Below are 25,261 nucleotides of genomic sequence, written 5' to 3'. Positions count from 1 at the left end.
CGCAGCCCGCCCTCGCGCCCCCGCCCGCCCCCGCCCCGGCGGCGGGCGGGGGTGTCGGCGGGTGCCGCTAGGCTTCTCGGATGGCCCTTCCGGACGCTTCCCCCGACACCCGCGACGACACCTCCGACGCCCTGCGGGTACTGCACCGCGTCTTCGGCTACAGCTCGTTCCGCGGTGCGCAGCAGGAGATCATCGAGCAGGTGGTCGAGGGCGGCGACGCCCTCGTCCTGATGCCGACCGGCGGCGGCAAATCGCTCTGCTACCAGATCCCGGCGCTGGTCAGAGGGGGCACGGGCGTGGTGATCTCGCCGCTCATCGCCCTGATGCAGGACCAGGTGAACGCGCTGACCGCGCTCGGCGTCCGGGCCGGGTTCCTCAACTCCACGCAGGACCCGCAGGAGCGCCAGGCCGTCGAGCGGGCCTTCCTGGCCGACGAGCTGGACCTGCTCTACCTGGCTCCCGAGCGGCTGCGCGGCGAGGGCACGCAGCGGCTGCTCGACCGGGGCCGGGTGTCGCTGTTCGCGATCGACGAGGCGCACTGCGTCGCCCAGTGGGGCCACGACTTCCGGCCCGACTACCTCGCGCTGTCCATGCTGCACGAGCGCTGGCCCAAGGTGCCGCGGATCGCGCTGACCGCCACCGCCACCGAGGCCACGCACGCGGAGATCGTGGCGCGGCTCGGCCTGGAGGAGGCCCGGCACTTCGTCGCCAGCTTCGACCGGCCGAACATCCAGTACCGCATCGCCCCGAAGAACAACCCGCAGAAGCAGCTCCTGGAGCTGATCCGCACCGAGCACGAGGGGGACGCCGGCGTCGTCTACTGCCTGTCCCGGGCCTCGGTGGAGAAGACCGCCGCGTTCCTGGCGGAGCAGGGCATCGACGCGGTGGCGTACCACGCCGGGATGGACGCCCGTACGCGTGCGGCGAACCAGGCGCGCTTCCTGCGGGAGGACGGGGTCGTGGTGGTCGCCACGATCGCCTTCGGCATGGGCATCGACAAGCCCGACGTCCGCTTCGTGGCCCACCTGGACCTGCCGAAGTCGGTCGAGGGCTATTACCAGGAGACCGGCCGCGCGGGCCGGGACGGCGAGCCCGCCACGGCGTGGCTGGCGTACGGGCTCCAGGACGTGGTCCAGCAGCGCAAGCTCATCGAGGGCTCCGAGGGGGACGAGGCGCACCGCCGGTCCCTGAGCGCGCACCTGGACGCGATGCTGGCGCTGTGCGAGACGGTCGACTGCCGCCGCGTCCGGCTGCTGGAGTACTTCGGCCAGTCCGGCGAGGCGTGCGGCAACTGCGACACCTGCCTGACCCCGGCCGAGTCCTGGGACGGGACGGTCGCCGCGCAGAAGCTGCTGTCCACGGTGTGGCGGCTGGCCAAGGAACGGCGCCAGAAGTTCGGCGCCGGTCAGATCATCGACATCCTCCAGGGCAAGAAGACCGCCAAGGTCATCCAGTTCGACCACGACGGGCTCTCGGTGTTCGGCGTCGGCGCGGACCTCGGCACGGCGGAGTGGCGCGGGGTCGTGCGCCAGCTGCTGGCGCAGCGGCTGCTGGCCGTCGAGGGCGACTACGGAACGCTCGTCCTGACGGACGACAGCGGCGAGGTGCTGGGCGGGCGGCGCAGCGTCATGCTCCGCAAGGAGAAGGCGCCCGCCGCCCCGGCGCGCAAGGAGTCCGGATCCCGCTCCGGGAAGGCCGCCCGGGTCCCGGTCGACCTGCCGGCCGAGGCGGAGCCGGTCTTCCTCGCCCTGCGCGCCTGGCGGGCCGCGACGGCGCGCGAGCAGGGCGTCCCGGCGTACGTCGTCTTCCACGACGCGACGCTGCGGGAGATCGCGACCCGGCTGCCCGCGTCGGTGGAGGAGCTGGCGACCATCGGCGGCGTGGGCGAGGCCAAGCTCACCAAGTACGGCCAGGGCGTCCTCGACGCGCTGGCGGAGTCGGCCGGCGCCGGTGGGGCGGGCGCTGCCGCAGCCGCCCCGGCGGGCGTGCCCGCGGCGGCCGCTCCGGCCGCAGCCGCTCCGGCCGCCGGGCCGGGCCCGGCGCGCGCCGCGGCGGATTCGGACGAGCCGCCCTTCGACTTCGACGAGACCGAGCCCCCGTGGGACGACTGGGAGTAGGCCCGGAAGTTACCCGAGGGTAGCCAGGGGCGTGCGGGCCGGGTAGCGTCGGCGGCGAGAAGGAGGCGCCGCCATGCCCCGTACGTTCACGGTGTCCGACAGCATCGTCATCCACGCCCGCCCCGCCGACGTCTACCGGCACGTCCGCGATCCCGCCCGGATGGGGGAGTGGAGCCCGGAGAACCTCGGCGCCACCGTCCACGGCGGCGCCGGTGAGACCCGGGTCGGGACGGTGTTCGACGGGCGCAACAAGCGCGGCGCCTTCCGCTGGACCACCCGGTGCACGGTGACGGCGATCGAGGAGGACCGGCTCTTCCGCTTCCGGGTGCACGCCATCGGGATCCGGCGTCCCCGGGTGCCCGGCCCGATCGCCACCTGGGAGTACCGATTCGAGCCGGTGCCGGAGGGCACCCGGGTGACCGAGACCTGGACCGACGACCGGCGCGGGTGGCCGGACCCGGTGGCGAACGCCTTCGACCGGATCGCGACCCGGGGCCGCACCTTCGCCGACTTCCAGCGCGGGAACATCCGCACCACCCTGCGCAACCTCAAGCGGGTCCTGGAACCGGTCCCGGACGCCGCCTGAGTCCGCTGCCCGCCGGCCGCTGCCCGCCGCCCGCCCGCCGCGTCAGGCGGCGGGCTTGCCGGGCTGGTCGTGCGTCGAGCAGTGGATGCCGCCGCCGCCCGAGGCGATGGTGTCGATGGCGACCGGTACGACCTCTCGCTTGGGGAAGTGCTCCCGCAGGATGCCGCGGGCCCGGTCGTCGGCCTTGGCGTCACCGAACCTGGGCATGAAGACCGCGTCGTTGGCGACGTAGAAGTTCGCGTACGTCGACACGAAGTCGTCGCCCCGGCCCGTGATCCGGTCCAGGTCGGGCTGGGGCAGGTCGATGACCTCGAAGCGCCGGCCGCGGGCGTCCGTCGCCTTCGACAGGACGGACTTGGCCTGGTCGGCCGAGCGCGACCAGGAGTCGGCCGGGGTGTTGGGGTGGGCCCGGTCCAGCAGGACCACGCCGGGCGCGGTGAAGCGCACGAGGCTGTCGACGTGGGCGTCGGTGATGTCCTTGCCGCGGACGCCGGCCAGCCAGATCACCTTGTCCAGGCCCAGGGTCTTCTCCAGCTCCGCCTCGATCGTGTCCCGGTTCTTGCCCCGGTTGCGGTTGTCGTTGACGATCGAGCTCTCGGTGATGAGCAGCGTGCCCTCGCCGTCGGTCTCGAAGGAGCCGCCTTCGGCGACGAGCGGGGCCTGGACGCGGGGGATCCCGTACTTCTGCAGCAGGTTGCGGCCGACCGCCCCGTCGTTCTTGTGCTCCTGCTTGTTGCCCCAGCCGTTGAAGTTGAAGTCGACGCCGACGACCTTGCCGCCCTCCTCGACGAAGACGGGAACGGTGTCGCGCGCCCACAGGTCGTCCACGGCCAGCGGGATGACCTCCACCTGGGAGCCGCAGGCCCGCTGAGCCGCGTCCACCTGGTCGGGCCGGGCCATCATGACGACGGCCTCGTACTGCCCGACGGCGCGGGCGATCCGCGCGATGTCCTCGCGCACGTAGCGCAGGTCCTCGCGCCAGACGGAGTTCAGCGCGGGCCAGGCCATGAAGGTGCGGGTGTGGCTCTCCCATTCGGCACCGAGGCGGCGGTCGCCCTCGTCCGCGGCGGACCGGGCGGATCCGGCGGGGGCGGTGTCGGCCTCGGTGCCGGAGGGGGAGGGGCCGCAGGCGGCGGCGCCCGCGACGGCGGCGCCGATTCCGGCGAGGGTGCGAAGGACGGTCCGGCGAGTGGGGGGAAGGAAGGACACGGGGACTCCGATCGTGGGCTGGCGGAAAGGGTGCATCCGGCCAGGGCGGGCGCGAGGTGCCTCGTAGGCCGGCGAACCAGGGCCCTACGGACAAGAGTGCGCGCTCCGCGCCGCGAACGGCCGCTCGGCACGGTGAGTGCTGCGGCCACGTGTCGTCACTGTGGCACTGACTGGAAATTCAGTCAAACCGTCGCCGAGGTGGAACCCAGGCGGCCGATTTCCACTCCGACGGCCTCGCGCAGCAGGCTCCGGGCGTGTTCCAGGGGGAGCAGTCCGCTCAGCCAGCGGACGCTGAGCCCCTCCAGCAGGGCGGTCAGCCGCTCCGCGGCGGCCGTGACCGCGCCGGGCCGCGCGGCCGGGCACGTCGCGGCCAGGAGCTCCGCGACCTCGGCCGCCCAGGCCGCGCCGGCCGCGGCGAGCTCGTCGCGCAACTCCGGATCGAAGACCGAGTGGGCCCGCAGTTCCCCCCAGGCCGTGCTGTTCTCGCGTACCTCGGGCAGGTCCTGGAACTCCAGCAGCAGGGTCCGCTCCAGCAGCTCCCGCGGGTCGGCGGGGCCGGACCGGGCGGCTCCGTCCTCACCCGTCCCGGTGTAGCGGTCGGCCCGGTCGCCGATGAAGGCCAGGGCCTGGCGCAGGATGCCGGGCCGGTCCTTGAAGTGGTAGTAGATCAGCGCGGTGGACACGCCGGCCTCGGCCGCGAGCTCCGCCACCCGCAGCCCCCGGACGCCCCGACGTGCGATGACCCGCGCGGCGCCCGTGAGGATCGCCTCCCTGCGGTCGGTCACTGTGTGATCCCTCCTGGTGATCCCTCCTGGCCGTGTGCGTCTCGCATTGTCACACATTGACTGAAACTTTAGTTAGCGGCACGATGCGCCAGGACAATGCCGCATCGTTGAAAGAGCCACCGCATGTCCGAACAGCTCCCCGGCGTCCGATCCACCCCCACGGCCCTGTCCGCCGAGGACCCCTACGAGATCGGTGGCTACCGGCTGCACGCCCGGCTCGGCTCGGGCGGCATGGGGGTGGTCTACCTCGCCTACACACCCGGGGGCCGCCCCGTCGCACTGAAGGCGGTCCGCAGCGAGTTCGCCGCGGACCCGGAGTTCCGCGAGCGGTTCGCCCAGGAGGTGGCCAGCGCCCGCCGGATCCACGGCCTGTTCACGGCCCAGGTGATCGACTCCGGGGTCGAGGACCGCACGCCCTGGCTCGCCACGGCCTACGTGCCCGGGCCTTCGCTGCACGAAGTGGTCCGGCGGCACGGACCCCTGCCCGTCCGCACGGTCCTGCTGCTCGTCGCGGGCATAGCCGAGGCGCTCCAGGCCATCCACCGCGCGGGCGTCGTCCACCGGGACCTCAAGCCGGCGAACGTACTGATCGCCGGGGACGGCCCGCGGGTGATCGACTTCGGCATCGCGCGCGCGGCGGACGCCGCCGCCCTCACCGGCACGGGACTGCGGATCGGCACCGCCGCCTTCATGGCGCCCGAGCAGGCGCTGGGCCTGCGGGCCACACCGGCCACCGACGTCTTCGCCCTCGGAACACTGGCCGGGTACGTGGCGAGCGGGGTCCCGCCGTTCGGCCGGGGACCGGAGTCCGGCGCGCTGTACCGGGTCGTCCACGAGCACCCCGACCTCGGCCACGTACCGGGTGACCTGCGGGAACTGGTCTCGTGGTGCCTGGCCAAGCAGCCCGGCGACCGTCCCACGACCACCCAGCTGATCGAGGCCGTGCACGCCCACCCGGCGGTGGGCCCGCGGCCGGAGTTCACCGACGGCTGGCTGCCCGCCCCGGTCCGCGACGAGCTCGGGGGCCGGGTGGAGCCGCCGGTGCGGCAGGCCCCGGCCCACTTCCAGCCCACCAGGACCGCGACGGCGCCCCCGGCCCCGCCCGCTCCCGGGCCGGGCCCGGCCGGGGCGCCGGGCCCGGTGGCTCCGGCTCCCGGGTTCGGCCCCGCGCCCGTACCCGGCCCCGAACCCCTGCCCGGCGCCGTCTCCGCGACCGGTCGCGGGGCGGCGCGGCGCGGCCGGCGGCGCCTGCCCGCGGTGGCCCTGGCGGTCGCCGTCACACTGCTGGCCTGCGGCGGAGCCGTGTACTACCTGGACGGTTCCGAGGACGAGGGGGCAGCGGTCACCGATGCGGGCCCGCCCCCGCGGTCGGCCCCGCCCGCCACCCCCGGTTTCCTGCCCGGTTACGCGCGGGCCGAGCTCACCGCCCCCGACACCGGTTACGAGTTCGACCTGAAGGCGGGCAAGGTCGTGTCCACGGAGACGGCCTCCTGGTACCTCGCGCGCGACGGCCAGGCCTTCCTGCCCTCCGAGGAATCGGACGCCTTCGTGTCCGACGGGGCCGCGCTGACGCCCGCCGACTGCGTACGCGGCATCGAGACGCGCCCGGCGGCCGCCCTGTCCTTCGCCGCACTGGCGAAGGAGCGGCCGTTCTGCGTGCGCAGCCCGGACCGCAACGAGGTCGCGCTGGTGCGGCTGGTCGGGGTCACGGCCGACGGCGCCGTCACCATCGTCGTGGACCAGTACCGCCGTGCCTGACGGCCGCCGGACGGCCACCGCCGCGCCTGACGGCCCCCGCCCCGCCCGCACTCCCGGTGACGGGCCGAGTACGGCCGCTCCGGACGGCCCCGGTAAGGTGCCGGTCATGGCGTCTCGCAGCACTCAGATCCTCGAAGCGGCCGCCCGGGTGATCGCCCGGCGCGGGGTCCGCGGGCTGCGCGTGGAGGAACTCGCGGCCGAGGCCGGCGTGTCCACCGCCTTGATCTACTACCACTTCAAGGACCGCACGGGGGTGCTGCGCCAGACCCTCGAGTTCATCAACGACCGTGCGGAGAGCTACACCACCGACCGCGATCCGGACGCTCCGCCGCTCTCTCCCCGCGAGGAGCTGGAGGAAACGTTGCTCCTGGAGCTCCAGGACACCGCGGAGGTGCGGGAGAACAGCTCCGCCTGGGGTGAGCTGCGGGCGAGCGCCGTCTTCGACGAGGTGCTGCGCGAGGACCTCGCCCGGGCCACCCTGGTCTGGGTCCAGGAGGTCGCCGCGCTGTTGGGCCAGGTGCAGCCGATGGCGCCCGCCTCCTCGCTCGCCGCCTCCGCCGAGCGGCTCACCGCCCTGCTGGAGGGGCTCAGCGTGCGCTGGCTCAGCGGTGGTACGCAGATCGGGCACGCGCGCGAGCTCGTACGCGGTGCCATCGACGCCGAACTGGCCGGCCTCCGCCAGATCTGACCCGCCCCGCCGCCGGCCCCCGAGGGGGCGCGCGCGCCGGCCCCTTTTCCGCCGTTCCCTTCCCGGCTTTCACCGGCCCTTGATGGCCGGGACGTTTCGCTGCCCGAGCTATTGACTGAATTTTCAGTCAATGTCAGAGTGAGGCCGAGCCGCCGGAGGGCCACCAGCCCCGCCCAGCCCCCGCTCCTCGCCGCCGAACCGCCGCCGCCCCGATCGTCGACGCCGGCCGGCCGCCGCCCCGTACCGCGCCTCGCCGCCCCACCTCGCAGAGCTCAGGCCTTGACTGAATTTTCAGTCGAGTGGAAGACTCTGCCAACGAAAGAAACGAGACAGCTCATGGCCGAATACCGAATGCCCGCCGAGTGGTCCGAGCACGAGGGCTGTCTGATGGCCTGGCCCACCCGCGAGGACCTGTGGGGGAGCGTCCTGGCCGACGTGAAGGAGGAGTACGCCGCCGTCGCCCGCGCCGTCGCCGCCTTCGAGCCCGTCACGATGGTCGCTCCGCCCGGACACGGCGAGGACGCCCGCTCCCACTGCGGCGCCGACGTCACCGTGATCGAGCTGCCGCTCGACGACTCCTGGTTCCGCGACTCCGCCCCGCTGTTCGTCCTCGACGGGGACGGCAACCGGGCCGGCGTCGACTTCCGGTTCAACGCCTGGGGCCGCAAGCACCACCCCTTCGACTCCGACGACCGGATCAGCACCCTGCTGCTGGAGCACCTGGGCGCCGACCGCATCGCCTCCGACATGATCCTCGAAGGCGGTGCGATCACCGTCGACGGCGAAGGCACCCTGATCACCACCGAGCAGTGCCTGCTGCACCCCAACCGCAACCCCGGCATGACCCGCGAGGGGATCGAGGCCGAACTGATGGCCCGGCTCGGGGTCACCAAGGTCATCTGGCTGCCGTACGGCGGCCTGCTCGACACGGAGACCGACGGCCACGTCGACGGCGTCTGCGCCTTCGCCGCGCCCGGCACGGTCGTCGTCTCGCTGCCCGCCGATCCCGCCCACCCCGACCACGCCCGGATGCGCGCCAACCGCGCCGTCCTGGAGGCCTCCACCGACGCCCGCGGCCGCCGGCTGGAGATCGTCGACGTACCGCAGACGGCGTTCACGGACCTCGGCGACGGCGAGATCGAGGTGTCCTACCTCAACTACTACCTCGCCAACGGCGGAGTCGTCGTCCCCGTGGCCGGGGTGCCCCAGGACGAGGAAGCCCTCGCCGTCATCGCCGCCGCGCACCCGGGCCGCAAGGTCGTCGGCGTGCGGGCCCTCGCCATCGCGTTCGGCGGCGGCGGCGTCCACTGCATCACCCAGCAGATCCCCGCCGCCCGCACCGCCGCCCGCACCGAAGGCTGATCCGGACTTCGGCCGTTCCCCGCGGACCGCGCCGCCGGTCCGCCCGCTCCTCCCCCCGCACCCCTCCCGGAAAGAGAGCGCGACGATGACCACCTCCCCGCCCCGCGCGGGCGGACGCCCCCACCGCGGGGCCGTCCGCCGCGCGGCGGCCCTCGCCACCGCCGCCCTGACCTCGCTCGCCCTGCTCACGGCCTGCGGCGGTCCGCCCAAGGACGGCGGCGGCCTCACCGACGTCCGGCTCTCCGCCGCCACGCCCCCCGCCCGGGGCGAGATCGACTCCTTCAGCTGGGCCGTGTACGCCGAACCGCCCACCCTCGACTACACGGTGGCCTTCGACTACCCGCAGAACACCATCCTGTCCAACGTGTGCGAGAGCCTCATGCGCTGGACCCCGGGCCTGACCACCGAGCCCGGTCTCGCCCAGAAGGCGTCCAACCCCGATCCCACCACCTGGGTCTACGACCTGCGCCCCGGCGTGCGCTTCCACGACGGCAACGAGATGACCGCCGACGACGTGGTCTTCAGCCTCGGCCGGCAGATGGACCCCGACAACGCCGCCGCCTGGGCCCAGGTCTTCCAGAACGTCTCCGCCGTCACCAAGAGCGGGCCGCTCCAGGTCACCGTCAAGCTCAAGAAGCCCGACTCGCAGTTCCCCCAGTACATGGCCACCGCCGCCGGAGTGGTGGCGTCCAAGGCGGCGGTCGAGGCGGCGGGCAAGGACTACGGCACCACCGGCGGCCTCGCCTGCACCGGCCCCTTCCAGCTCGGCACGTGGAACAAGGGCCAGTCGATCGAACTCGACCGCTTCGACGGCTACTGGGGCACCAGGGCCAAGGCGAAGAAGGCGGTCTTCCGCATCCTCACCGACCCCTCCGGCCGCACCAACGCCATGCTCAGCGGAGAGGTCGACGGCGGCTACCTGATCCCCACCGAGAGCTACGCCCGCCTGCGCGACAGCGGCGCGGGCACCCTGTACTTCGGTGAGGGCCTGAGCACCGTCAACGTCAACGTCACCGACCTGAAGGGTCCCCTCGGCGACGTCCGCGTCCGCCGGGCCCTGTCCCTGGCGCTGGACCGCAGCGGCTTCGTCAAGGCGGGACTCGGGGGCGCCGGTACCGCCACCAACTCCCTGACCACCCGGGCCGCCTGGGCCGCCGCCCCCGAGCACACCCTGAAGACGGCCTTCGACAGCCTGCCGCCCACCGGCCAGGACATCGAGCGGGCCAAGGCGCTGGTCAAGGAGGCCGGGGCCGAGGGCAAGACCCTGACCATGGCCACCAGCTCCATAGGCCAGGACGTCTCCCTCCTCGCCACCGCGGTCCAGGCGGCCGGCACCCGGATCGGCCTGGACGTCAAGCTGAAGACCATCGCCCCGAACGCCTTCACCGCGCTGTTCACCGACCCCGGGGCGCGCGAGGGCATCGACATGTTCCCGCTCACCTACTACGACTCGATCACCGACCCGCTCGACCTGCTGTCGAACTTCAAGACCGGCGCGTACCTGAACTTCGGCGGGTACAGCGACCCCGAGTACGACCGCCTCGTCGAGCAGGCCGCCGGGGTCTACCCCGTGCAGGAGCGGCTGGAGATCGAGGCCAAGCTCCAGCACCAGGCCTCCGAGCAGCTGCTGTGGATCCCCGTCGCCGAATGGCCCACCGCGCTGTTCCTGGGCAAGCGGATCACCGGAGCGCCCACCACCATCTCGTACATGTACTACCCGTGGGCCGCCGACGTGGGGGCCGCACAGTGAGCTTCGTCCGCTTCGCCGTACGACGGGTGGCGGAGATGGCCGCCACCCTGTTCGTCGCCTCGTTCGTGGTCTTCGGCGCCCTGTACCTGGCGCCCGGCAGCCCGGCGAGCTTCCTGCTCGCCGGCCGGTCGGCCTCCCCGGAGGCCCTCGCCGCGATCAACGCCCAGTACCACCTGGACGATCCCTTCCTCGTCCGGTACTTCCGCTGGCTCGGGGACGTGGTGCAGGGCGACTTCGGGCGCTCGATCACCTACCGCACCGACGTCTCGCACCTGCTGGCGGACCGGCTGCCCGTGACGCTGCTGCTGATCGCCATGGCCCTCGTCGTGGTCGTCGCCGTCGGGCTGTTCCTCGGCCGGCTCGCCGCCGTCCGCGGCGGCGGGACCGACTCCGCCATCCTCGTCACCACCACCTTCGCCGTCGGCACCCCGTCCTTCGTCGCGGCCGTCCTGCTCCAGGGGCTCTTCGCCGTCCAGCTCGGCTGGTTCCCCAGCAGCGGCGCCGGCGACGGACTCGGCGACATGCTCTGGCACCTGACGCTGCCCGCCGTCGCCCTGGCGCTCTACCTGATCGGCATGCTCGCCCGGGTCACCCGCTCGGCCATGCTCGAAGCCCTCGACAGCGAGCACGTCATCGTCGCCCGCAGCCGGGGAGTGCCCGAACGGCAGGTCATCCGGCGGCACGTCTTCCGCAACTCCCTCGGGACGGTCCTGACCACCGGCGGGCTGATCGTCTCCACCCTCCTGGTGTGCACCATCCTCGTGGAGACGGCCTTCAGCATCGGCGGGATCGGCCAGCTCCTCGAACTGTCCACCACCACCAAGGACTTCCCGACCGTCCAGGCCATCTCCCTGATCATCGTCGCCCTGTTCATGACCGTGAACCTGGTCGTGGACCTGCTGCTGCCCCTGGTCGACCCCCGGGTCACCCTCGGCACGAGAGGGGCCTCCGCGTGAGCGCCGTCCTGACCCGCCGCCCCGGCCTCGCCCGGATCCGCGCCACGGGTTCCCCGCTGCACCTGCTGTGCCTGGGCCTCGTCGCCGTCGTGGTCCTCGCCGCACTGGCCGCCCCGTGGCTGGTGCCCCACGACCCCAACGACGTCGACCTGGGCAACGCCCTCGCCGGACCCTCCGCCGCGCACCCGCTCGGTGCGGACGCCGCGGGCCGCGACACCCTCTCCCGGCTGCTGCTCGGCGCCCGCACCTCCCTGCTCGGCCCGCTGGGCGTCGTCGTCTTCTCCACCGTCGCCGGCATCGCCGTCGGCACGGCCGCCGCCTGGCGCGGCGGATGGCTCGACTCCGTCCTGTCCCGCAGCACGGAGCTGGTCTTCGCCTTCCCCGGCATGCTGCTCGCCATCCTGATCATCTCCGTCTACGGCGAAGGGCTGCTCGCCCCCGTCCTCGCGCTGGCCGTCGCCTACCTGCCCTACGTCAGCCGGCTCACCCGCTCGCTGGTCCTCGCCGAACGGGCCCGCCCCTACGTGAGCGCCTACCGGGTCCAGGGCCACTCGGCGCTCCAGATCTGCCTGCGCCACATCCTGCCCAACATCGCCCCCGTCGTCCTCGCCCAGTCCACGATCAACTTCGGGTACGCCCTCATGGACCTCGCCGGCCTGTCCTTCCTCGGGCTCGGCGTTCCCGCCCTCACCCCCGACTGGGGCCGCATGGTCTTCGACGGGCAGAGCGCCATCCAGCACGGCTACCCGCTGTCCGCCGTCCTGCCCTGCGCCTTCATCGTGCTGACCGTGGTCGCCTTCAACGTGGTGGGCGAGCGATGGGCCGACCGCATCGCCAGGAGGGACCGATGAGCCCCACGAGCCCCACGAACCCGGCGGGTCCCGTCGGTCCCCACAGCGCGGAGAGAGCCGTGGAACCCCTGCACACGCTCGACATCCAGGGGCTGCGGATCACCCTGCCCGGCACCGCCCGGCCCGTCCTCGACGGCGTCGACCTCACCGTCGCCGCCGGCGAGACCGTCGCCCTCGTCGGCGAGTCCGGCTCCGGCAAGACCCTCACCTCCCGCAGCGCCCTGAACCTGCTGCCGCGCGGAGCGGTCGTCGAGGGAGCCGTCCGGGTCGGCGGCGAGGACGTGCTCGCCATGGACACCGGCCGGCTGCGCGACGTACGCGCCACCTCCGTCGCCATGGTCTTCCAGGACCCGCGCGCCGCCGTCAACCCGCTGCGCCGCATCGGGGACTTCCTCACCGAGAGCGTCACCCTCACCGGCGCCATGAGCCGTACGGACGCCACCGCGCGGGCCCTCGAACTCCTGCGGGCCGTCGGCCTGGACGAGGCGGTCCTGCGCAAGTACCCCGGCCAGGTCTCCGGCGGCATGCTCCAGCGCGTCGTCATCGCGGCGGCCCTCATGGGGGACCCGGCGCTGCTGCTCGCCGACGAGCCCACCACGGCGCTGGACGTCAGCAGCCAGGCCGAGGTGATCGCACTGCTGGCCGCGCTCCGCGAACGCTTCGGGACCGGCCTGCTGTTCGTCACCCACGACCTGGACCTCGCGGCCGCCATCAGCGACCGCGTGTACGTCATGTACGCCGGACGGATCGTGGAGACCGGCCCGGCCGAGGTCCTCTTCACCCGCCCCCGCCACCCGTACACGGCCGCCCTCCTCGCCTCCACCCCGCGCATGGAGGGACCCCGCGGCAGGCTCGCCGCCATCGAGGGCCAGCCGCCGGACCTGCGGGAGCCGCTGCACGGCTGTGCCTTCGCCGCCCGCTGCCCGCTCGCCACGGAGGTGTGCGACCAGCGCGCCCCGCAGCAGTCGGCCGCCCCCGGCCGGCCGGCGCACCTGGCCGCCTGCCACCACAGCGACCTGCTCGAAGGGAGCGCCGTCGATGCCCGATAACGTACTGGAGGTCACCGGACTGCGCCGTTCCTTCGGCTCGGTCCGTGCCGTCGACGACGTCTCCTTCGCCCTCCCCGAGGGCGGATCGCTGGGCATCGTGGGCGAGTCCGGCTCCGGCAAGACGACCACGGCCCGCATCGTCGTCGGCCTGGAGCGCGCCGACGACGGGGACGTCCTGGTCCGGGGCCGGTCCCGTACCGGGCACACCCGGGGCCGGGCCGCGCGCCTGGCCCGCGCCCGCGAGGTCCAGATGGTCTTCCAGGACCCGTACCTCTCCCTCGATCCGCGCACCAGCGTGGAAGCGGCCCTGCGCGAAACGCTGGGCCTGCACTTCCCCGGCCGCGACCACGCACGGCGGGTACGCGAACTGCTCGACCAGGTGGGCCTGGGCACCCGGGCCGCCGACGCCCTGCCGCGCCGGCTCTCCGGGGGCCAGCGCCAGCGCGTCGCCATCGCCCGGGCCCTCGCCGTCGAACCGGCCGTCCTGGTCCTGGACGAGGCCGTCGCGGCGCTCGACGTCTCCGTGCAGGCGCAGATCCTGAACCTGCTGGCCGACGTCAGGGAGCAGACGGGGATCGGCTACCTCTTCATCACCCACGACCTCGGCGTCGTACGGTGCGTCACCGACGAGATCGTCGTGATGCGCCACGGCGCCGTGGTCGAACAGGGCAGCACCCAGGAGGTCCTCGCCGCCCCCCGGCATCCGTACACCCGGCTGCTGCTGGAGTCCGTGCCGCGGCCGGGCTGGGATCCGGCGGCCATCGCCGAGGCCCGGCGGGCGCTGTAGCCGGGGGTGTACCCGGGGGCGGGCCGGGCGGATCAGCTCCCGGGCCGGGTCCCGGCGGCGAGCGTACGGATCAGCGTGCGCAGCACGGGCCCGGAGTCGACCTCGGAGCCCAGTGACTCGGCGGCCGCCAGGCCGTCCACCGCGGCGGCCACGGCCTCGCCGAGCAGGACCGGGTCCACGCCCCCGCCCCGCTCCTCGGCCAGCACCCGGAACAGGGTGACGAAGCAGTCGCGCCATCGCACGTACTCCGCCTCCAGCGACTCCCGTACCCGGGGGTCGTTCAGGGCGTGCCAGTGCAACGCCGAGTGGAGGTGGGAGAGTTCCGCGCCCTCGGGGCGACCCAGCAGCTCGACCACCCGCCCGGCCCGCTCCTCGAACGGCCCGGGGGCGGAAACGGCCTCCTCCAGGGGGTGGATCCACTCGGGGCGGATGTCCTCGATGACGGCCAGGACGAGATCGGTCCGGTCCTGGAAGTGGTAGTGGCACATCCCGTGCGAAACCCCGCACAGCGCGGCCACGTTGCGGGTGGTGAACCGTTCGCTCAGCCCGCCCGCCAGCAGGGTCCGGGCGGCGGCGATCAGCCCGGCCCGGGTCTGTTCGCCCTTCGCCGAGACCCGGGGCCGCCGCGTGCGCGCAGGGGGAGCGGACAGGTCCGGTGGGTTCTTCGCGGATGCGGCCATGGCGTCACTCTAACGATCCTCCAGCCCGTCACCTGGGGCTTCTCCCGAACCGCCGGAATGACCTCGTCGAAACTATTGACCGAGCGCTTGGCCAGTTTTAGCTTTCGGGTCAACCCCGCTACCGCCGCGGGGAGTTGATCCCCCCCAAGGAGACCCCTCATGAACGATCACGCAGCACGCCCGCCCGCCGGCGGCATGGCCAGGCGCAGCTTCCTGGCGGCCGCCGGCCTCACCGCCGCCACCGCCGCACTGGCGGCGGCCGAAGGACGGGCGCGGGCGGCGGCCCGCCCCGCTCCGGCGGCGGGCACCCTGCGCGTCCCGATCGAGGAGGTGCGCCACACCCGCACCTGGATGGCCTGGCCCGACAGCACCTCCATCTGGGGCAGCACCCTCAGCGGGGTCCAGTCGGACATCGCCCTCATCGCCCGCACCATCGCCAAGTACGAGCCGGTCCTCCTCTGCGCGAACCCGGCGAGCGCCGCCAAGGCCCGCTCCCAGTGCGGTCCCACCGTCACCGTCGTCACCACCATCCCCGTCGACGACTGCTGGATGCGCGACACCGGCCCCGTCTTCCGCACCGACGGGGCGGGCGGCCTCGACGCCGTGGGCCTGAACTTCAACGGCTGGGGCAACAAGCAGACCCACGCCAAGGACGCCCTCGTCGCCGGCCGGATCGCCGCCTACGCCGGCGTCCCCTTCACCGCCGCCGCCCTCGTCGGCGAGGGCGGCGCCGTCGAACAGGACGGCGCGGGCACCCTGATGGCCACCCGCAGCAGCCTGGTGAACCGCAACCGCAACCCCAACATGACCCAGGCACAGATCGAGACCGCGCTGCGCACCGCCTACGGCGCCTCCAAGGTCATCTGGTTCGACGGCGTGAGCGGCCAGGACATCACCGACGACCACGTCGACGCGACCTCGCGCTTCCTGGCCCCCGGCAAGGCCCTCGTCCAGATGCCCCTGGCCTCGGACAACGACGTCTACGCCAAGGACGCCCGGCAGCAGTTCCAGATCCTCTCGGCGGCCACGAGCGCGGGCGGCGCCCGCATGGCCGTCGAGAAGCTCCAGGGCCCCGACTACGACAAGATCCGCTCCACCAACCGGGACTTCCTCGCCTCCTACGCCAACTACTACGTGTGCAACGGCGCCGTCATCAGCGGCCAGTTCGGCGACACCCGGGCGGACGCCGCCGCCAGGGCCACCCTGACCCGGCTCTTCCCCGGCCGCACCGTCGAGCAGCTCAACATCGACCGCCTCGGCACGGGCGGCGGCGGCATCCACTGCGTCACCCAGCAGCAGCCGGTGCCCTAACCCCGCACCCCGCACCCGTGCCTCGCCGGCCGGCCGGGCCTCAGTCCCGGCGGGCCCACTCCTCGGCGAGCAGCCGGTACGAGCGCACCCGGTCGGCGTGGTCGTGGGTGATGGTGGTGATCAGCAGTTCGTCGGCGCCGGTGGCCTCCCGGAGCCGCTCCAGGTGGTCGGCCACGGTCGCGGGGGAGCCGACGAACTGCGTCTCCACCCGGTCGGCGACCAGGGCGTCATCGGCGTCCGTCCACGGCAGCGCCCGGGCCTCGGCGGGCGACGGGAAGGGGATGGCGCCCTCCCCGGAGCGGATGCCGCGCACCCACGGCGCGTACCCGGCGGCCAGCTCGCGGGCCCCGGCGTCGTCCTCGGCGACCACCACGTCCGCGGACACCGTCAAGTGGGGCCGCTCCAGCTCGGCCGAGGGCTTGAACGCGGCCCGGTAGCCCTCGGCCGCCTCCAGCACGCTCCCCGGGCTGACGTGGTAGTTCGCCGCGAAGCGGAGCCCGTTCGCGCCCGCCGTCGCGGCGCTCACCCCGCCGCTGCTGCCGAGGATCCACACCTGTACGTCGGCCCCCTCACCGGGGACGGCATGCGCCTCGACGCCCTCCGGGGAGCGGTACTCGCCGCGCAGCAGGGCCAGTACGTCGGCCACCTGGGCGGCGTAGTCCTGCGGCCGTGCCCCGGGATGGTTCAGGAGCCGCTGCTGGAGGGCCAGCCGGGGGTGGCCCAGCAGCGGGGCGAAGGAGAAGCGCGCGGGGATCCGCAGCCCGCCCGGCGTCCACCCCTCGAAGGGCGGGGGCGCGTCGGGCTCGGGAGCCGGGGGCCGGCCCGCCGAGCGGCCCAGACCGAGGTCGAGGCGCCCCGGGTGGAGGGCGTCGATCAGCCCGAACTCCTCGACGGTCGACAGGGCCGTGCGGTGCCCCAGCTGCACGGCCCCCGACCCGATGCGGATCTTCGTGGTCGCGGAGGCGGTCAGCGCGAGCACGACCGCCGGGGAGGTCCCGGCGACCCCGGGATTGAGGTGGTGCTCGGCGAACCAGTAGCGGGCGTAACCGAACCGTTCCGTCTGCCGGGCCAGGTCGATGCTGCGGTGCAGGGCCTCGGCGGCGGTGGAACCGGAGGTGACCGGGACGAGGTCGAGGACCCCCAGGGGCGTGCGGGACATGGCCGGGCTCCTTACAGATCGGGGGAGGAGGGGAAGAGGGGGTCCGGGATCGAGCGGCGCAGCACCGGAGCGACCCGCGACTGGAACAGTTCCAGCGAGGCCCGGTGCTCCGCCTCGCCCAGGCCGCCCGGCTCCGCCTGGAGGTGGAGCACCGTGTGGCCGAACGCCTCGTGGTAGCGGTGCACCTTCTCGATCACCTGCTGCGGGCTGCCGATCAGCGCCGAACTGCGCTCCACGAAATCCTCCAGGGTCGCGAAGACCGGCTCCAGCCCCTGCGCCCGGTGCTGGGCGAGGTACCGGGCGAAGGCCGGCCGGTAGGCGGCCACCGCCCCCTGCGAGGTGGGCGCCGTGTGGAAGCCCGCCGTGCCCGCGCCCACGACCGCGCGGGCCGGATCGTGTCCGTGGTGCGCCCAGCGCTCGCGGTAGTGCCGGATCAACTCGGCATAGGGGCCGAGGGGATGGGTGACGTTCGCCGAGAACAGCGGATCGCCGTGGCGCGCCGCGAGATCGACGGACTCCCGGCTGGTGGCACTGCCGTGCCACACCCGCAGCGTCCGCTGGTACGGCCGGGGCAGTACTTCGGCGCCGGTCAGCGCGGGCCGGAACCGCGGCCGCGCGGTCACCGCGTCCTCGCGCCAGATCCGCCGGAACAGCTCGTACCCCTCGGAGTTGCGCTCCCACTGGTCCTCGGGCGTCACGTCGAACAGCTCGCGCTGCGCCGTGCCGTTCCCCTTGCCGATCATCAGCTCCAGGCGCCCGTCGCTGAGGTGGTCGAGCGTCGCGTAGTCCTCGTACGCCCGGACCGGATCCAGCAGGCTCAGCGTGGTCACGGTGGTGTAGAGGCGGATGCGGCGGGTCAGCGCGGCGATGTGCGCCAGTACGACGGGTGGCGACGACGACAGGAAGGGCCGCTCGTGACGCTCACCGACCCCGAACCCGTCGAAGCCCAGTTCCTCCGCCCGCACCGCGGCGGCGGCCACCTGCCGGAACCGCTCGCGCGTGGGGGTCGCCCCGCCCGTCGCCGGGTCCGGGGTGTCGGTGATGAGGGTGATGGCCAGGAACTTCACGGTGCGGCGGCCTCCCTTTCGCTTGCTCGGCAACGCCGTTGCGGGGATGGGGAATTCGACCCGTCGGCCCTTTTGATCCCCTCCTCCACGACGCTACGTCCGGCCGATGGGGCACACCATGACCGCAGTGTTAAATGACCGCGGCCCGCTGAAAGGGCCGTGCGCACGGCGCCGTCCGGCTCAGCGGCCGCCGGCTGCGGTCACCGCGTGCAGCCGGCCCCGCAGGGCGGCCAGCCGGACGCGCAGGCGCCGGGCCGGGGTCGGCGGCAGAGCGCGGGAGGCGCCGCGCGCGTAGTACCGCTCGACGTAGTACTGGCCGGCGCTCAGCACGCTCGTGACGGCGATGTACCAGAGGGTCGCCACCATCAGCAGCGGAATCACCCGGTAGTTCTGGTTGTAGACCAACTGCACCGAGTACAGAAGGTCGTGCACGGCCAGCACGCTGACGATGCTCGTGCCCTTGAGCGTGCCGATCAGCATGTTCCCCGCGGTCGGCACGATGGAGCGCATCGCCTGCGGGACGACGATCCGGCGCAGCGTGCGCCGCCGTCCCAGGCCGAGCGCCTGCGCGGCCTCGGTCTGGCCGGGGTCCACGGAGAGGATGCCGCCGCGCACCACCTCGGCCGCGTACGCCGTCTCGTGCAGGGTCAGCCCGATGACGGCGGTGAGGGTCGGGCCGAGCAGGTTGACCGTCGTGAGGGTGAACAGCTGCGGTCCGTAGGGGATGCCGAGCCCGAGGGTGGGGTACAGGGCGCCGATGTTGAACCAGAACAGCAACTGCACCAGCAGCGGAGTGGACCGGAAGATCCACACGTAGCCCCAGCTCAGCGTGCGCAGCACGGGATTGGCGGACAGCCGCATCACCGCCAGCAGCGTGCCGAACAGGAAGCCGAGCGCCATCACGGCGCCGGTCAGCCACAGGGTCAGCAGCAGCCCGTCGAGCACGGCGGAGGTGGTGAAGTACTGCCCCACGACCTGCCATTGGAAGGCCTCGTTGCGCACGACGGAGACCAGCAACAGCGCGGAGACCAGCAGCGCGGCGGCGGCGGACAGCCGGCGGCCGGTGCGCCGGCGCGGCACGATCGGCGGCAGCGCGCAGGCGCCGGCGGAGCCGGGCGGTGGCGGCTCGGTGGCGGACGCGCGGCCCGCGGCCGGGACGGGAGGGGGAACGGCAGCGTCGGACACGTCGAAGACGTCGGAAGGGGTGGCCATGGGAGGCGCTCCAGGGGAGGGTCGCGGGCGTGGACGGATCATCACGCTCACCGCGTCCCTCAACGCGGGCACAGCGGCTTCCCCGCACACGGGAGCCGCTCCGGCCTCGATCGTATGCGCCTGCCGCCCGGCCCTGTCAACAGCGCCCGCGGCGGGCCGGCGGCGCCCGTCCCGATCCGGGCCGTTGCTTGACGAAGAGCCGGAAGTCCTGTTCAAGTAGGCGCATGAACGCCCATCAGCGCCTGGTTTCGCGCGACTACATCGACTTCGGTCGCGTGTGGTCCGCGGCGTGTTGCGCCTGACGCGGCAGCGGGCTGTCTGACCGGCCCTTCCCTCCCTCGGTGACCCCGTCGCGGGCCCCGTCGCGGGCCGAGGACTCCCTTCCGCACCCCACCGGGCGCCCGTCGGCCCGGGCGTGCGCTGCCGCCTCTCCGGACCCTCCCGACGCTCCGCGTCGTCACGCCCGCACCGCGTTCCCCGCACCGCACCGCACCGCCCTGCCCGGAACCGCCCTGCCCGGAACCGCCCTGCCCCGCTCCCGGCACGTCGGATGCCGTCCCGACCGCCGTCCCGCCGGCGGTCGCCGCGTCCTGCCCGCCCGCGGGGATCCACCGTTCACCATCCGAAAGGCCAAGGCCACCCCATGCCCGTGGAATTCCTCGGCATCGCCGCCACCAACGACGGATCCGAAACCACCGCACGCTCCGGCGCCGCGTTCGACAAGGAGTACACGCTGCGGCTCGCCCGGGCCCACGAGGACCACGGCTGGGACCGGGTGCTGTTCGCCTACGGCTCCGGATCCCCGGACCCCGCGCCGGCGGCCGCGTACGTCGCGAGCAGACTGGACCGCCTGCGGATCCTGCTCGCCCACCGGCCCAACGTCTCCTACCCCACCTACGCCGCCAAGACGTTCGCCACCCTCGACCAGATCAGCGACGGCCGGCTGACCGTGCACTTCATCACCGGCGGCAACGACCACGAACAGGGCCGCGAGGGCGACACCCTCACCAAGGACCAGCGCTACGCCCGCACCCGCGAGTACATCCGGATCGTCAAGAAGATCTGGACCACCCACGAGCCCTTCGACCACGAGGGCGAGCACTACCGCTTCCACGACTTCCTCAGCGACGTCTTCCCCGTCCAGCAGCCGCGCCCGGACGTCTCGTTCGGCGGCTCCTCGCCCGCCGCGTACGCCGCCGGAGGCGCCGAGGCCGACGTCTACTGCCTGTGGGGCGAGCCGCTGGCGGACACCGCCCGCCAGATCGAGGAGGTCCGGGCCGCCGCGCGGGCCGCGGGGCGTACCGACACCCCGCGCATCCAGGTGGCGTTCCGCCCGGTCATCGCCCCCACCGAGGAGCTCGCCTGGGAGAAGGCCCACCGCACGCTGGGCGCCATCGAACGGCGGCGGCAGGCGGGGCCCGTACGCCGTCTCCGGGGCGGCGGCGCGCCGGACGCCGCGCCCGAGAACACCGGATCGCGGCGGCTGATCGCCATCGCCGAAGCGGGCGAGCGCTACGACCGGGCGCTGTGGACCCCGACCGCCGCCGCCACGGGCGGTGCGGGCAACTCCAACGCGCTGGTCGGCACGCCGGAGACGGTCGCCCAGGCCCTGCTGGACTACTACGACCTCGGAGTCGACGTCCTGTCGGCCCGCGGCTACGACCTGCTGGACGACGCCGTCGACTTCGGCCGGTACGTGATCCCGCTCGTCCGTGCGGAGGTCGCCAAGCGCGACGCCGAACGCGACGCCGAACGCGGCGGCGCGCGCGGCGGCGCACCCCTCTCGGCGGTGCGCGGATGACCGGCACGCGCACCACCCGCCCGCGCCTGCGTTCCCTCGCGGCCCTCGCCCTCCTGCCCCTGCTGGCCCTCACCGCCTGCGGCTCCGGCGGCGCGCCCGTGGAGCCGGCGGGCGCCGGGGTTTCCCCCGTACCGGCCGACGACCCGGTCGCCGGGGTACGCACCGTGGAGGCGGTCGCCGCGCTCCTGCCCGCCGAGGTGCGCCGGGCGGGCAGCCTGCGCGTCGGCAGCTCGGTCGGCGCGCCGCCCTCCGCGTACTACCCGAACGGCCAGGACAAGCCCCCCGCCGGCCAGGACATCGAGCTCGCCGACGCGGTGGCCAAGGTCCTCGGCCTGCGCCTGGAGCGGCAGGACGCCTCCTTCGAGACGATCCTCCCGGCCCTCGGCAGCGGCAAGTACGACATCGGCACCGGCAACTTCGGGGTCACCACCGAACGCCTGAAGACCATCGACTTCGTCACGTACGTCAACGACGGCCAGGGATTCGCGGTCAAGACGGGCAACACCCGGCTGACCGGGCAGGTGTCCGACCTCACCCAGCTGTGCGGACTGACCATCGGCACCGGCGCGGGCACCACCTTCGAGAAGACCCTCACCGCACAGCGGGGCGTGTGCGCGGCGGCCGGCAGGAAGCCGTACGAGGTCAAGGTCTTCGCCGAGACCGGAGCCGTCACCACCGCCCTCCAGCAGGGCCGGATCGACGTCGTCATGTCGACGATCAACGGCCTGCGCCACCAGGCCGCGCAACCCGCCGCAGGAACCACCTTCCTCGGCGAATACCACCGCCTCGACGTCGGCTTCGCCCTGAAGAAGGGCTCCCCGCTGGCCCCGGCCCTGCAGGGCGCCGTCAACGAGCTGATCGAGAACGGCACCTACGCGCGGATCCTGAAGAAGTGGGGCACCACCGCCTCCGCCATCGACAGCTCACGGATCAACCCGCCGGAGCACGCGTGAGCGCCGCACCCGCCGCCGCATCCGCGGCCGTCCGCGACGTCATGGTCGACGTCCACGGCGTCCACAAGAGCTTCGGTCCCCTGGAGGTGCTGCGCGGCGTCGACCTGTCGGTGCGCACGGGCGAGGTCACCGTGATCCTCGGCCCCTCCGGCTCGGGGAAGTCCACCCTCCTGCGCACCATCAACCACCTGGAGAAGGTCGACCGGGGGTGGGTCAGCGTCGACGGCGAGCTGATCGGCTACCGGGCCGCCCGCGGCAAGCTGTACGAGCTGAAGGAGAAGGAGGTGCTCAAGCAGCGCACGCGCATCGGGTTCGTCTTCCAGAACTTCAACCTCTTCCCGCACCTCACCGTCCTCGACAATCTCGTCGAGGCCCCGGTGTCCGCGCTGGGCCGCCCCCGGGCGCGGGCCGAGGAGGCGGCCCGGCGGCTCCTGGAACGGGTGGGTCTCGCCGACAAGGCGGAGGCCTACCCGCGCCGCCTGTCCGGCGGGCAGCAGCAGCGCGTCGCCATCGCCCGCGCGCTCGCCCTCGAACCGAAGGTGCTGCTCTTCGACGAGCCCACCTCGGCGCTCGACCCCGAACTGGTCGGCGAGGTCCTCGACGTGATCAAGGACCTCGCCCGCGCCGGGACCACCATGATCGTGGTGACCCACGAGATCGGCTTCGCCCGCGAAGTGGCCGACACGGTCGTGTTCATGGACGCCGGGGTCGTCGTCGAACAGGGGCCGCCCGCGGCCGTCCTGGACGATCCGGGGCACGCCCGTACCCGTGCCTTCCTCGCCAAGGTCCTCTGACGCGGGGGACCGGGGACCGCCGTCAGTCGAGGCCTTCGACGATGCGGAAGTCGCGCTCGACGGCGTCGCCGAGGGTGGCCAGCGCCTCCTGGTAGGCGGCGCTCGCACGTGCGGCGACCGCCTGCTCGAAGCTGTCGAACTCGATCAGGATGGTGCGCTCGGCGATTCCGGCGTCGTGCGCGACGACCCGGCCGTCGCGGGAGAGCAGCCGTCCGCCCGCGGCCCGGACGGCCGGACCGGCCAACTCGTCGTAGGCGGCCAGCTTCTCGGCGTCCTCGATGGCGCGGTAGACGCTGACCCAATAGCCCTTGGCCACGGTACCTCCAGTGTTCGGAATCGATCTTCAGAAGTATGCGCAGATCCGTGCCCGGCGCGCCGGGGTTCAGCGCGCCGGCGCAGACGGCGTCGACGTCGGGCCGAGTGGGCGCCGTCGGGCGAGGGCGAGGCAGGCCAGCGTCGTGACCGCCATCGCGGCGACGCCGGTCAGCGCCGCGGTGGTGTAGGCGCCGTCGTCCGGGAAGCGGCGGCCGGTGGCGGTGCCGGAGGCCAGGACCAGACCGCCGATGGCGCTGCCCAGGGCGTATCCGACGCTGCGGACGACGTAGTTGAAGCTCATGGCGCTGGACGTCTCGCTCTCGGGGGTGACGGCCAGGATGACGCCGGGCACCGCCGCCGAGAAGCTGCCGACGCCGAAGCCCAGGACGCCCATGGCCGCGAGCAGTTCGGCCAGGCCCGACCGGGCGGTGGCGAACAGGACGAACCCGCCGCCGACGACGGCGGCGCTGCCGGCCAGCAACAGGGGGCCGTCGATCCGGGCGCGGATCCGCGGCGTGAGCCTGCCGGCGACGAACCCCAGCACGGAGAAGGGGACGAGGACCAGACCCGCCACGGAGGTGGTCAGTCCGAAGCCGTAGCCGGCGCCGTGCGGGGTCTGTGCGTAGCGGGTGATGAGCGTGAGCAGGAGGTACATGCCGCTCCCGCCGACGAACATGGCGATGTTCGCCCCGGCGACCGCCGGGTGCCGTACCGCCCGGACGTCGACCAGGGGTGTCGTGCTCCGCAGTTCGGAGACGGTCCAGACGCAGAGCAGGAGCAGGGCGACGGCGGTCAGGGTCACCGCACCGGCGAGGTGCCGGGTCCACAGGCCGCGCTCGCCGGCCAGGAACAGCACGAGGAGCAGTCCGCCCGCCAGGAGGAGCGCACCGGTCACGTTCACGTGAGCGGAGCGGCCTTCGGGGGCCGCGGGCAGGGAGCGCCACGCCGTCACGAAGGCGAGGGCGGTGACGAGCAGGCCGAGGCCGTAGGCGGCCCGCAGTCCGCCGAACTCGGCGAGCAGCGCGGCCAGCGGGTAGCCGACGCCGGCTCCGATGACGGAGACCACCGAGATCAGGGCGATCGTGGCCGCTGCGCGCTCCTCGGGAAGGTGGTCACGGGCCACGCCCATCATCAGCGCCGTGAGACCGAGGCCGATGCCCTGGGCCGCTCTGCCCACGAGCAGCGCGGCGAACGGCAGCGGCAGCACGGTCAGCGCGCTGCCGGCGACGACGATCGCCAGCGTGGCGAGCACCGTGGCCCGCCGGTGCGGACCGGCACCGAGCCGGCCGAGGACGGGTGTGGCGACGGCGCCGCTGAGCAGGGCGATGGTCAGCGTCCACTGCGCGCTGTCGAGGGAGACGCGGAACGTGGCCGCCACGCTGGTGATGAGCGGAGTCCCGAGGCTGGCGACCGCCGCCACGACCAGGGCGACGAACACCAGGGCGGGGACCAGCGGACGCGCCCCGGAACGTACCGGGGGAGCCGGGTCCGGGGTCACCGGTCCGGCGCCTCTCGGGCACGGCTCTCCAGCTCCGCCAGGCGCAGCAGGGCCGGAAGGGCTGCCGCCAGGGCCCCGGCCTCGTCGCCGCTGAGCTCGTCGACCAACCGCGCGTACGCGTCGACGCCCGCCTGCCGTCGCGCCCGGACGTACGAGGCGCCGGCCTCGGTCAGGCACACCAGCGTGACCCGCTTGTCGGAGGGATCGCCCTTCCGCTCGACCAGCCCGGATTCCGCCAGCACCCGGACCAGGACGGTCATCGCGGGCTGGGTGACGCCCTCGGCCACCGCCAGATCGGTGATCCGCCGCGGGCCGGTCTTGTCCAGGGTGGCCAAGGTGGCGGCGGACGTCAGGCTCATGTCCCGCGGAAGCCGCCGCACGGCCCCGGTGGCCAGCCCGTAGAGGGCTGACCCGATGGCATCGGCGGCGCCGTGCGCGGCGTCTCGGCGACTCATGCCAGAACCATAGCGTCTTTATATGAACCCTGTATGTACTTTGCGCCCGGGTCGGCCTTATCCGCTCGTCCCGGCCGGTCCGCGGGGCGGCCGGCCCCGCGGAGGACGTCTGAGCCGG

Annotated in this window: 23 protein-coding genes; 14 read left to right on the top strand and 9 right to left on the bottom strand. The window is 73.5% G+C overall.

The genetic code is table 11. The annotated features are described in order from the left end of the window. Window positions 1-80 precede the first annotated feature (80 nt). Window positions 81-2,117, top strand: coding sequence for a DNA helicase RecQ (gene recQ / locus ACGFXC_RS24625; protein WP_393716147.1), 2,037 nt, complete (start codon window positions 81-83; stop codon window positions 2,115-2,117). Window positions 2,118-2,190: 73 nt separating this feature from the next. After that, the gene (locus ACGFXC_RS24620; protein WP_393716145.1) at window positions 2,191-2,703 is read left to right on the top strand and encodes an SRPBCC family protein; all 513 of its coding nucleotides are present in this window, start codon (window positions 2,191-2,193) and stop codon (window positions 2,701-2,703) included. A 42-nt stretch (window positions 2,704-2,745) separates the two neighbouring features. On the opposite strand, the gene ACGFXC_RS24615 is transcribed toward ACGFXC_RS24620, so the two are convergent. Further along, window positions 2,746-3,912, bottom strand: a complete 1,167-nt coding sequence (locus ACGFXC_RS24615; RefSeq protein ID WP_393716143.1) for an agmatine/peptidylarginine deiminase — start codon at window positions 3,910-3,912, stop codon at window positions 2,746-2,748. Window positions 3,913-4,094: 182 nt separating this feature from the next. After that, window positions 4,095-4,697, bottom strand: coding sequence for a TetR/AcrR family transcriptional regulator (locus ACGFXC_RS24610; protein WP_393716141.1), 603 nt, complete (start codon window positions 4,695-4,697; stop codon window positions 4,095-4,097). 123 nt (window positions 4,698-4,820) lie between these two features. Here ACGFXC_RS24610 and ACGFXC_RS24605 point away from each other — a divergent pair, with 123 nt between their 5' ends. The 8 genes from ACGFXC_RS24605 to ACGFXC_RS24570 all read left to right on the top strand — a co-directional run bounded on the left by ACGFXC_RS24605 (window position 4,821) and on the right by ACGFXC_RS24570 (window position 13,898). After that, window positions 4,821-6,455 (top strand): serine/threonine-protein kinase, encoded by a 1,635-nt coding sequence (locus tag ACGFXC_RS24605; RefSeq protein ID WP_393716139.1) that lies wholly within the window; start codon window positions 4,821-4,823, stop codon window positions 6,453-6,455. Window positions 6,456-6,561: 106 nt separating this feature from the next. Continuing rightward, window positions 6,562-7,143 (top strand): TetR/AcrR family transcriptional regulator, encoded by a 582-nt coding sequence (locus ACGFXC_RS24600; protein ID WP_393716138.1) that lies wholly within the window; start codon window positions 6,562-6,564, stop codon window positions 7,141-7,143. 336 nt (window positions 7,144-7,479) lie between these two features. Further along, on the top strand, window positions 7,480-8,505 hold the full coding sequence (locus tag ACGFXC_RS24595; protein WP_393716136.1) for an agmatine/peptidylarginine deiminase: 1,026 nt from the start codon (window positions 7,480-7,482) through the stop codon (window positions 8,503-8,505). Window positions 8,506-8,590: 85 nt separating this feature from the next. Beyond that, window positions 8,591-10,255, top strand: a complete 1,665-nt coding sequence (locus ACGFXC_RS24590) for an ABC transporter substrate-binding protein (protein ID WP_393716134.1) — start codon at window positions 8,591-8,593, stop codon at window positions 10,253-10,255. Beyond that, on the top strand, window positions 10,252-11,211 hold the full coding sequence (locus ACGFXC_RS24585; protein ID WP_393716132.1) for an ABC transporter permease: 960 nt from the start codon (window positions 10,252-10,254) through the stop codon (window positions 11,209-11,211). Before ACGFXC_RS24590 ends, ACGFXC_RS24585 begins: the two co-directional genes overlap by 4 nt. After that, window positions 11,208-12,062 (top strand): ABC transporter permease, encoded by an 855-nt coding sequence (locus ACGFXC_RS24580; RefSeq protein WP_393716130.1) that lies wholly within the window; start codon window positions 11,208-11,210, stop codon window positions 12,060-12,062. The genes ACGFXC_RS24585 and ACGFXC_RS24580 overlap by 4 nt, the downstream gene beginning before the upstream one ends. Further along, the gene (locus ACGFXC_RS24575; RefSeq protein WP_393716129.1) at window positions 12,059-13,111 is read left to right on the top strand and encodes an ABC transporter ATP-binding protein; all 1,053 of its coding nucleotides are present in this window, start codon (window positions 12,059-12,061) and stop codon (window positions 13,109-13,111) included. The genes ACGFXC_RS24580 and ACGFXC_RS24575 overlap by 4 nt, the downstream gene beginning before the upstream one ends. Then, the gene (locus tag ACGFXC_RS24570) at window positions 13,101-13,898 is read left to right on the top strand and encodes an ABC transporter ATP-binding protein (protein ID WP_393716127.1); all 798 of its coding nucleotides are present in this window, start codon (window positions 13,101-13,103) and stop codon (window positions 13,896-13,898) included. The genes ACGFXC_RS24575 and ACGFXC_RS24570 overlap by 11 nt, the downstream gene beginning before the upstream one ends. Before the next feature lie 32 nt (window positions 13,899-13,930). On the opposite strand, the gene ACGFXC_RS24565 is transcribed toward ACGFXC_RS24570, so the two are convergent. Further along, complete coding sequence (locus tag ACGFXC_RS24565) at window positions 13,931-14,578, bottom strand: TetR/AcrR family transcriptional regulator (protein WP_393716125.1); 648 nt, start codon at window positions 14,576-14,578, stop codon at window positions 13,931-13,933. Between the two features lie 159 nt (window positions 14,579-14,737). On the opposite strand from ACGFXC_RS24565, the gene ACGFXC_RS24560 reads away from it, so the two are divergent. Then, window positions 14,738-15,889: an agmatine/peptidylarginine deiminase gene (locus ACGFXC_RS24560; RefSeq protein ID WP_393716123.1), complete on the top strand. Its 1,152-nt coding sequence runs from the start codon at window positions 14,738-14,740 to the stop codon at window positions 15,887-15,889. Window positions 15,890-15,929: 40 nt separating this feature from the next. On the opposite strand, the gene ACGFXC_RS24555 is transcribed toward ACGFXC_RS24560, so the two are convergent. From ACGFXC_RS24555 to ACGFXC_RS24545, 3 genes are all read right to left on the bottom strand, one after another. Continuing rightward, entirely contained in the window at window positions 15,930-17,048 is a 1,119-nt protein-coding gene (locus ACGFXC_RS24555) for an LLM class flavin-dependent oxidoreductase (protein WP_393716121.1), read from the bottom strand. An 11-nt stretch (window positions 17,049-17,059) separates the two neighbouring features. Beyond that, entirely contained in the window at window positions 17,060-18,115 is a 1,056-nt protein-coding gene (locus ACGFXC_RS24550; RefSeq protein WP_393716119.1) for an LLM class flavin-dependent oxidoreductase, read from the bottom strand. Window positions 18,116-18,295: 180 nt separating this feature from the next. Next, complete coding sequence (locus ACGFXC_RS24545) at window positions 18,296-19,327, bottom strand: amino acid ABC transporter permease (protein ID WP_393716117.1); 1,032 nt, start codon at window positions 19,325-19,327, stop codon at window positions 18,296-18,298. A gap of 643 nt (window positions 19,328-19,970) precedes the next feature. Here ACGFXC_RS24545 and ACGFXC_RS24540 point away from each other — a divergent pair. Genes ACGFXC_RS24540 through ACGFXC_RS24530 form a run of 3 tightly spaced genes read left to right on the top strand, consistent with a single transcriptional unit; the run spans window position 19,971 to window position 22,875 of the window. After that, window positions 19,971-21,128 (top strand): LLM class flavin-dependent oxidoreductase, encoded by a 1,158-nt coding sequence (locus ACGFXC_RS24540; RefSeq protein WP_393716115.1) that lies wholly within the window; start codon window positions 19,971-19,973, stop codon window positions 21,126-21,128. Next, entirely contained in the window at window positions 21,125-22,081 is a 957-nt protein-coding gene (locus ACGFXC_RS24535) for an ABC transporter substrate-binding protein (RefSeq protein ID WP_393716113.1), read from the top strand. Before ACGFXC_RS24540 ends, ACGFXC_RS24535 begins: the two co-directional genes overlap by 4 nt. A 41-nt stretch (window positions 22,082-22,122) precedes the next feature. Next, the gene (locus ACGFXC_RS24530; RefSeq protein ID WP_393716378.1) at window positions 22,123-22,875 is read left to right on the top strand and encodes an amino acid ABC transporter ATP-binding protein; all 753 of its coding nucleotides are present in this window, start codon (window positions 22,123-22,125) and stop codon (window positions 22,873-22,875) included. Between the two features lie 22 nt (window positions 22,876-22,897). Here the strand turns inward: ACGFXC_RS24530 and ACGFXC_RS24525 are convergent, their stop codons facing one another. The 3 genes from ACGFXC_RS24525 to ACGFXC_RS24515 all read right to left on the bottom strand — a co-directional run bounded on the left by ACGFXC_RS24525 (window position 22,898) and on the right by ACGFXC_RS24515 (window position 25,143). Further along, complete coding sequence (locus ACGFXC_RS24525; RefSeq protein WP_393716111.1) at window positions 22,898-23,191, bottom strand: DUF1330 domain-containing protein; 294 nt, start codon at window positions 23,189-23,191, stop codon at window positions 22,898-22,900. 66 nt (window positions 23,192-23,257) lie between these two features. Beyond that, window positions 23,258-24,688 carry an MFS transporter gene (locus ACGFXC_RS24520; RefSeq protein WP_393716109.1) on the bottom strand — a complete coding sequence of 477 codons (1,431 nt, stop codon included), beginning with the start codon at window positions 24,686-24,688 and terminating at the stop codon, window positions 23,258-23,260. Then, window positions 24,685-25,143, bottom strand: a complete 459-nt coding sequence (locus ACGFXC_RS24515) for a MarR family winged helix-turn-helix transcriptional regulator (RefSeq protein WP_393716107.1) — start codon at window positions 25,141-25,143, stop codon at window positions 24,685-24,687. The genes ACGFXC_RS24520 and ACGFXC_RS24515 overlap by 4 nt, the downstream gene beginning before the upstream one ends. Window positions 25,144-25,261: the final 118 nt, after the last annotated feature.

The sequence above is a fragment of the Streptomyces sp. NPDC048507 genome (assembly GCF_043199995.1).
In the GTDB taxonomy this organism is placed as follows: Bacteria; Actinomycetota; Actinomycetes; order Streptomycetales; family Streptomycetaceae; genus Streptomyces.
This window is presented reverse-complemented; position numbering and strand designations above follow the sequence as displayed.

Coding starts and splice junctions, on each gene's coding strand:
- ACGFXC_RS24600 (WP_393716138.1), top strand. CDS start 6,562: ATGGCGTCTCGCAGCACTCAGATCCTCGAAGCGGCCGCCCGGGTGATC.
- ACGFXC_RS24540 (WP_393716115.1), top strand. CDS start 19,971: ATGCCCGTGGAATTCCTCGGCATCGCCGCCACCAACGACGGATCCGAA.
- ACGFXC_RS24545 (WP_393716117.1), bottom strand. CDS start 19,327: ATGGCCACCCCTTCCGACGTCTTCGACGTGTCCGACGCTGCCGTTCCC.
- recQ (WP_393716147.1), top strand. CDS start 81: ATGGCCCTTCCGGACGCTTCCCCCGACACCCGCGACGACACCTCCGAC.
- ACGFXC_RS24535 (WP_393716113.1), top strand. CDS start 21,125: ATGACCGGCACGCGCACCACCCGCCCGCGCCTGCGTTCCCTCGCGGCC.
- ACGFXC_RS24620 (WP_393716145.1), top strand. CDS start 2,191: ATGCCCCGTACGTTCACGGTGTCCGACAGCATCGTCATCCACGCCCGC.
- ACGFXC_RS24605 (WP_393716139.1), top strand. CDS start 4,821: ATGTCCGAACAGCTCCCCGGCGTCCGATCCACCCCCACGGCCCTGTCC.
- ACGFXC_RS24530 (WP_393716378.1), top strand. CDS start 22,123: ATGGTCGACGTCCACGGCGTCCACAAGAGCTTCGGTCCCCTGGAGGTG.
- ACGFXC_RS24560 (WP_393716123.1), top strand. CDS start 14,738: ATGAACGATCACGCAGCACGCCCGCCCGCCGGCGGCATGGCCAGGCGC.
- ACGFXC_RS24565 (WP_393716125.1), bottom strand. CDS start 14,578: ATGGCCGCATCCGCGAAGAACCCACCGGACCTGTCCGCTCCCCCTGCG.
- ACGFXC_RS24595 (WP_393716136.1), top strand. CDS start 7,480: ATGGCCGAATACCGAATGCCCGCCGAGTGGTCCGAGCACGAGGGCTGT.
- ACGFXC_RS24515 (WP_393716107.1), bottom strand. CDS start 25,143: ATGAGTCGCCGAGACGCCGCGCACGGCGCCGCCGATGCCATCGGGTCA.
- ACGFXC_RS24590 (WP_393716134.1), top strand. CDS start 8,591: ATGACCACCTCCCCGCCCCGCGCGGGCGGACGCCCCCACCGCGGGGCC.
- ACGFXC_RS24555 (WP_393716121.1), bottom strand. CDS start 17,048: ATGTCCCGCACGCCCCTGGGGGTCCTCGACCTCGTCCCGGTCACCTCC.
- ACGFXC_RS24575 (WP_393716129.1), top strand. CDS start 12,059: ATGAGCCCCACGAGCCCCACGAACCCGGCGGGTCCCGTCGGTCCCCAC.
- ACGFXC_RS24570 (WP_393716127.1), top strand. CDS start 13,101: ATGCCCGATAACGTACTGGAGGTCACCGGACTGCGCCGTTCCTTCGGC.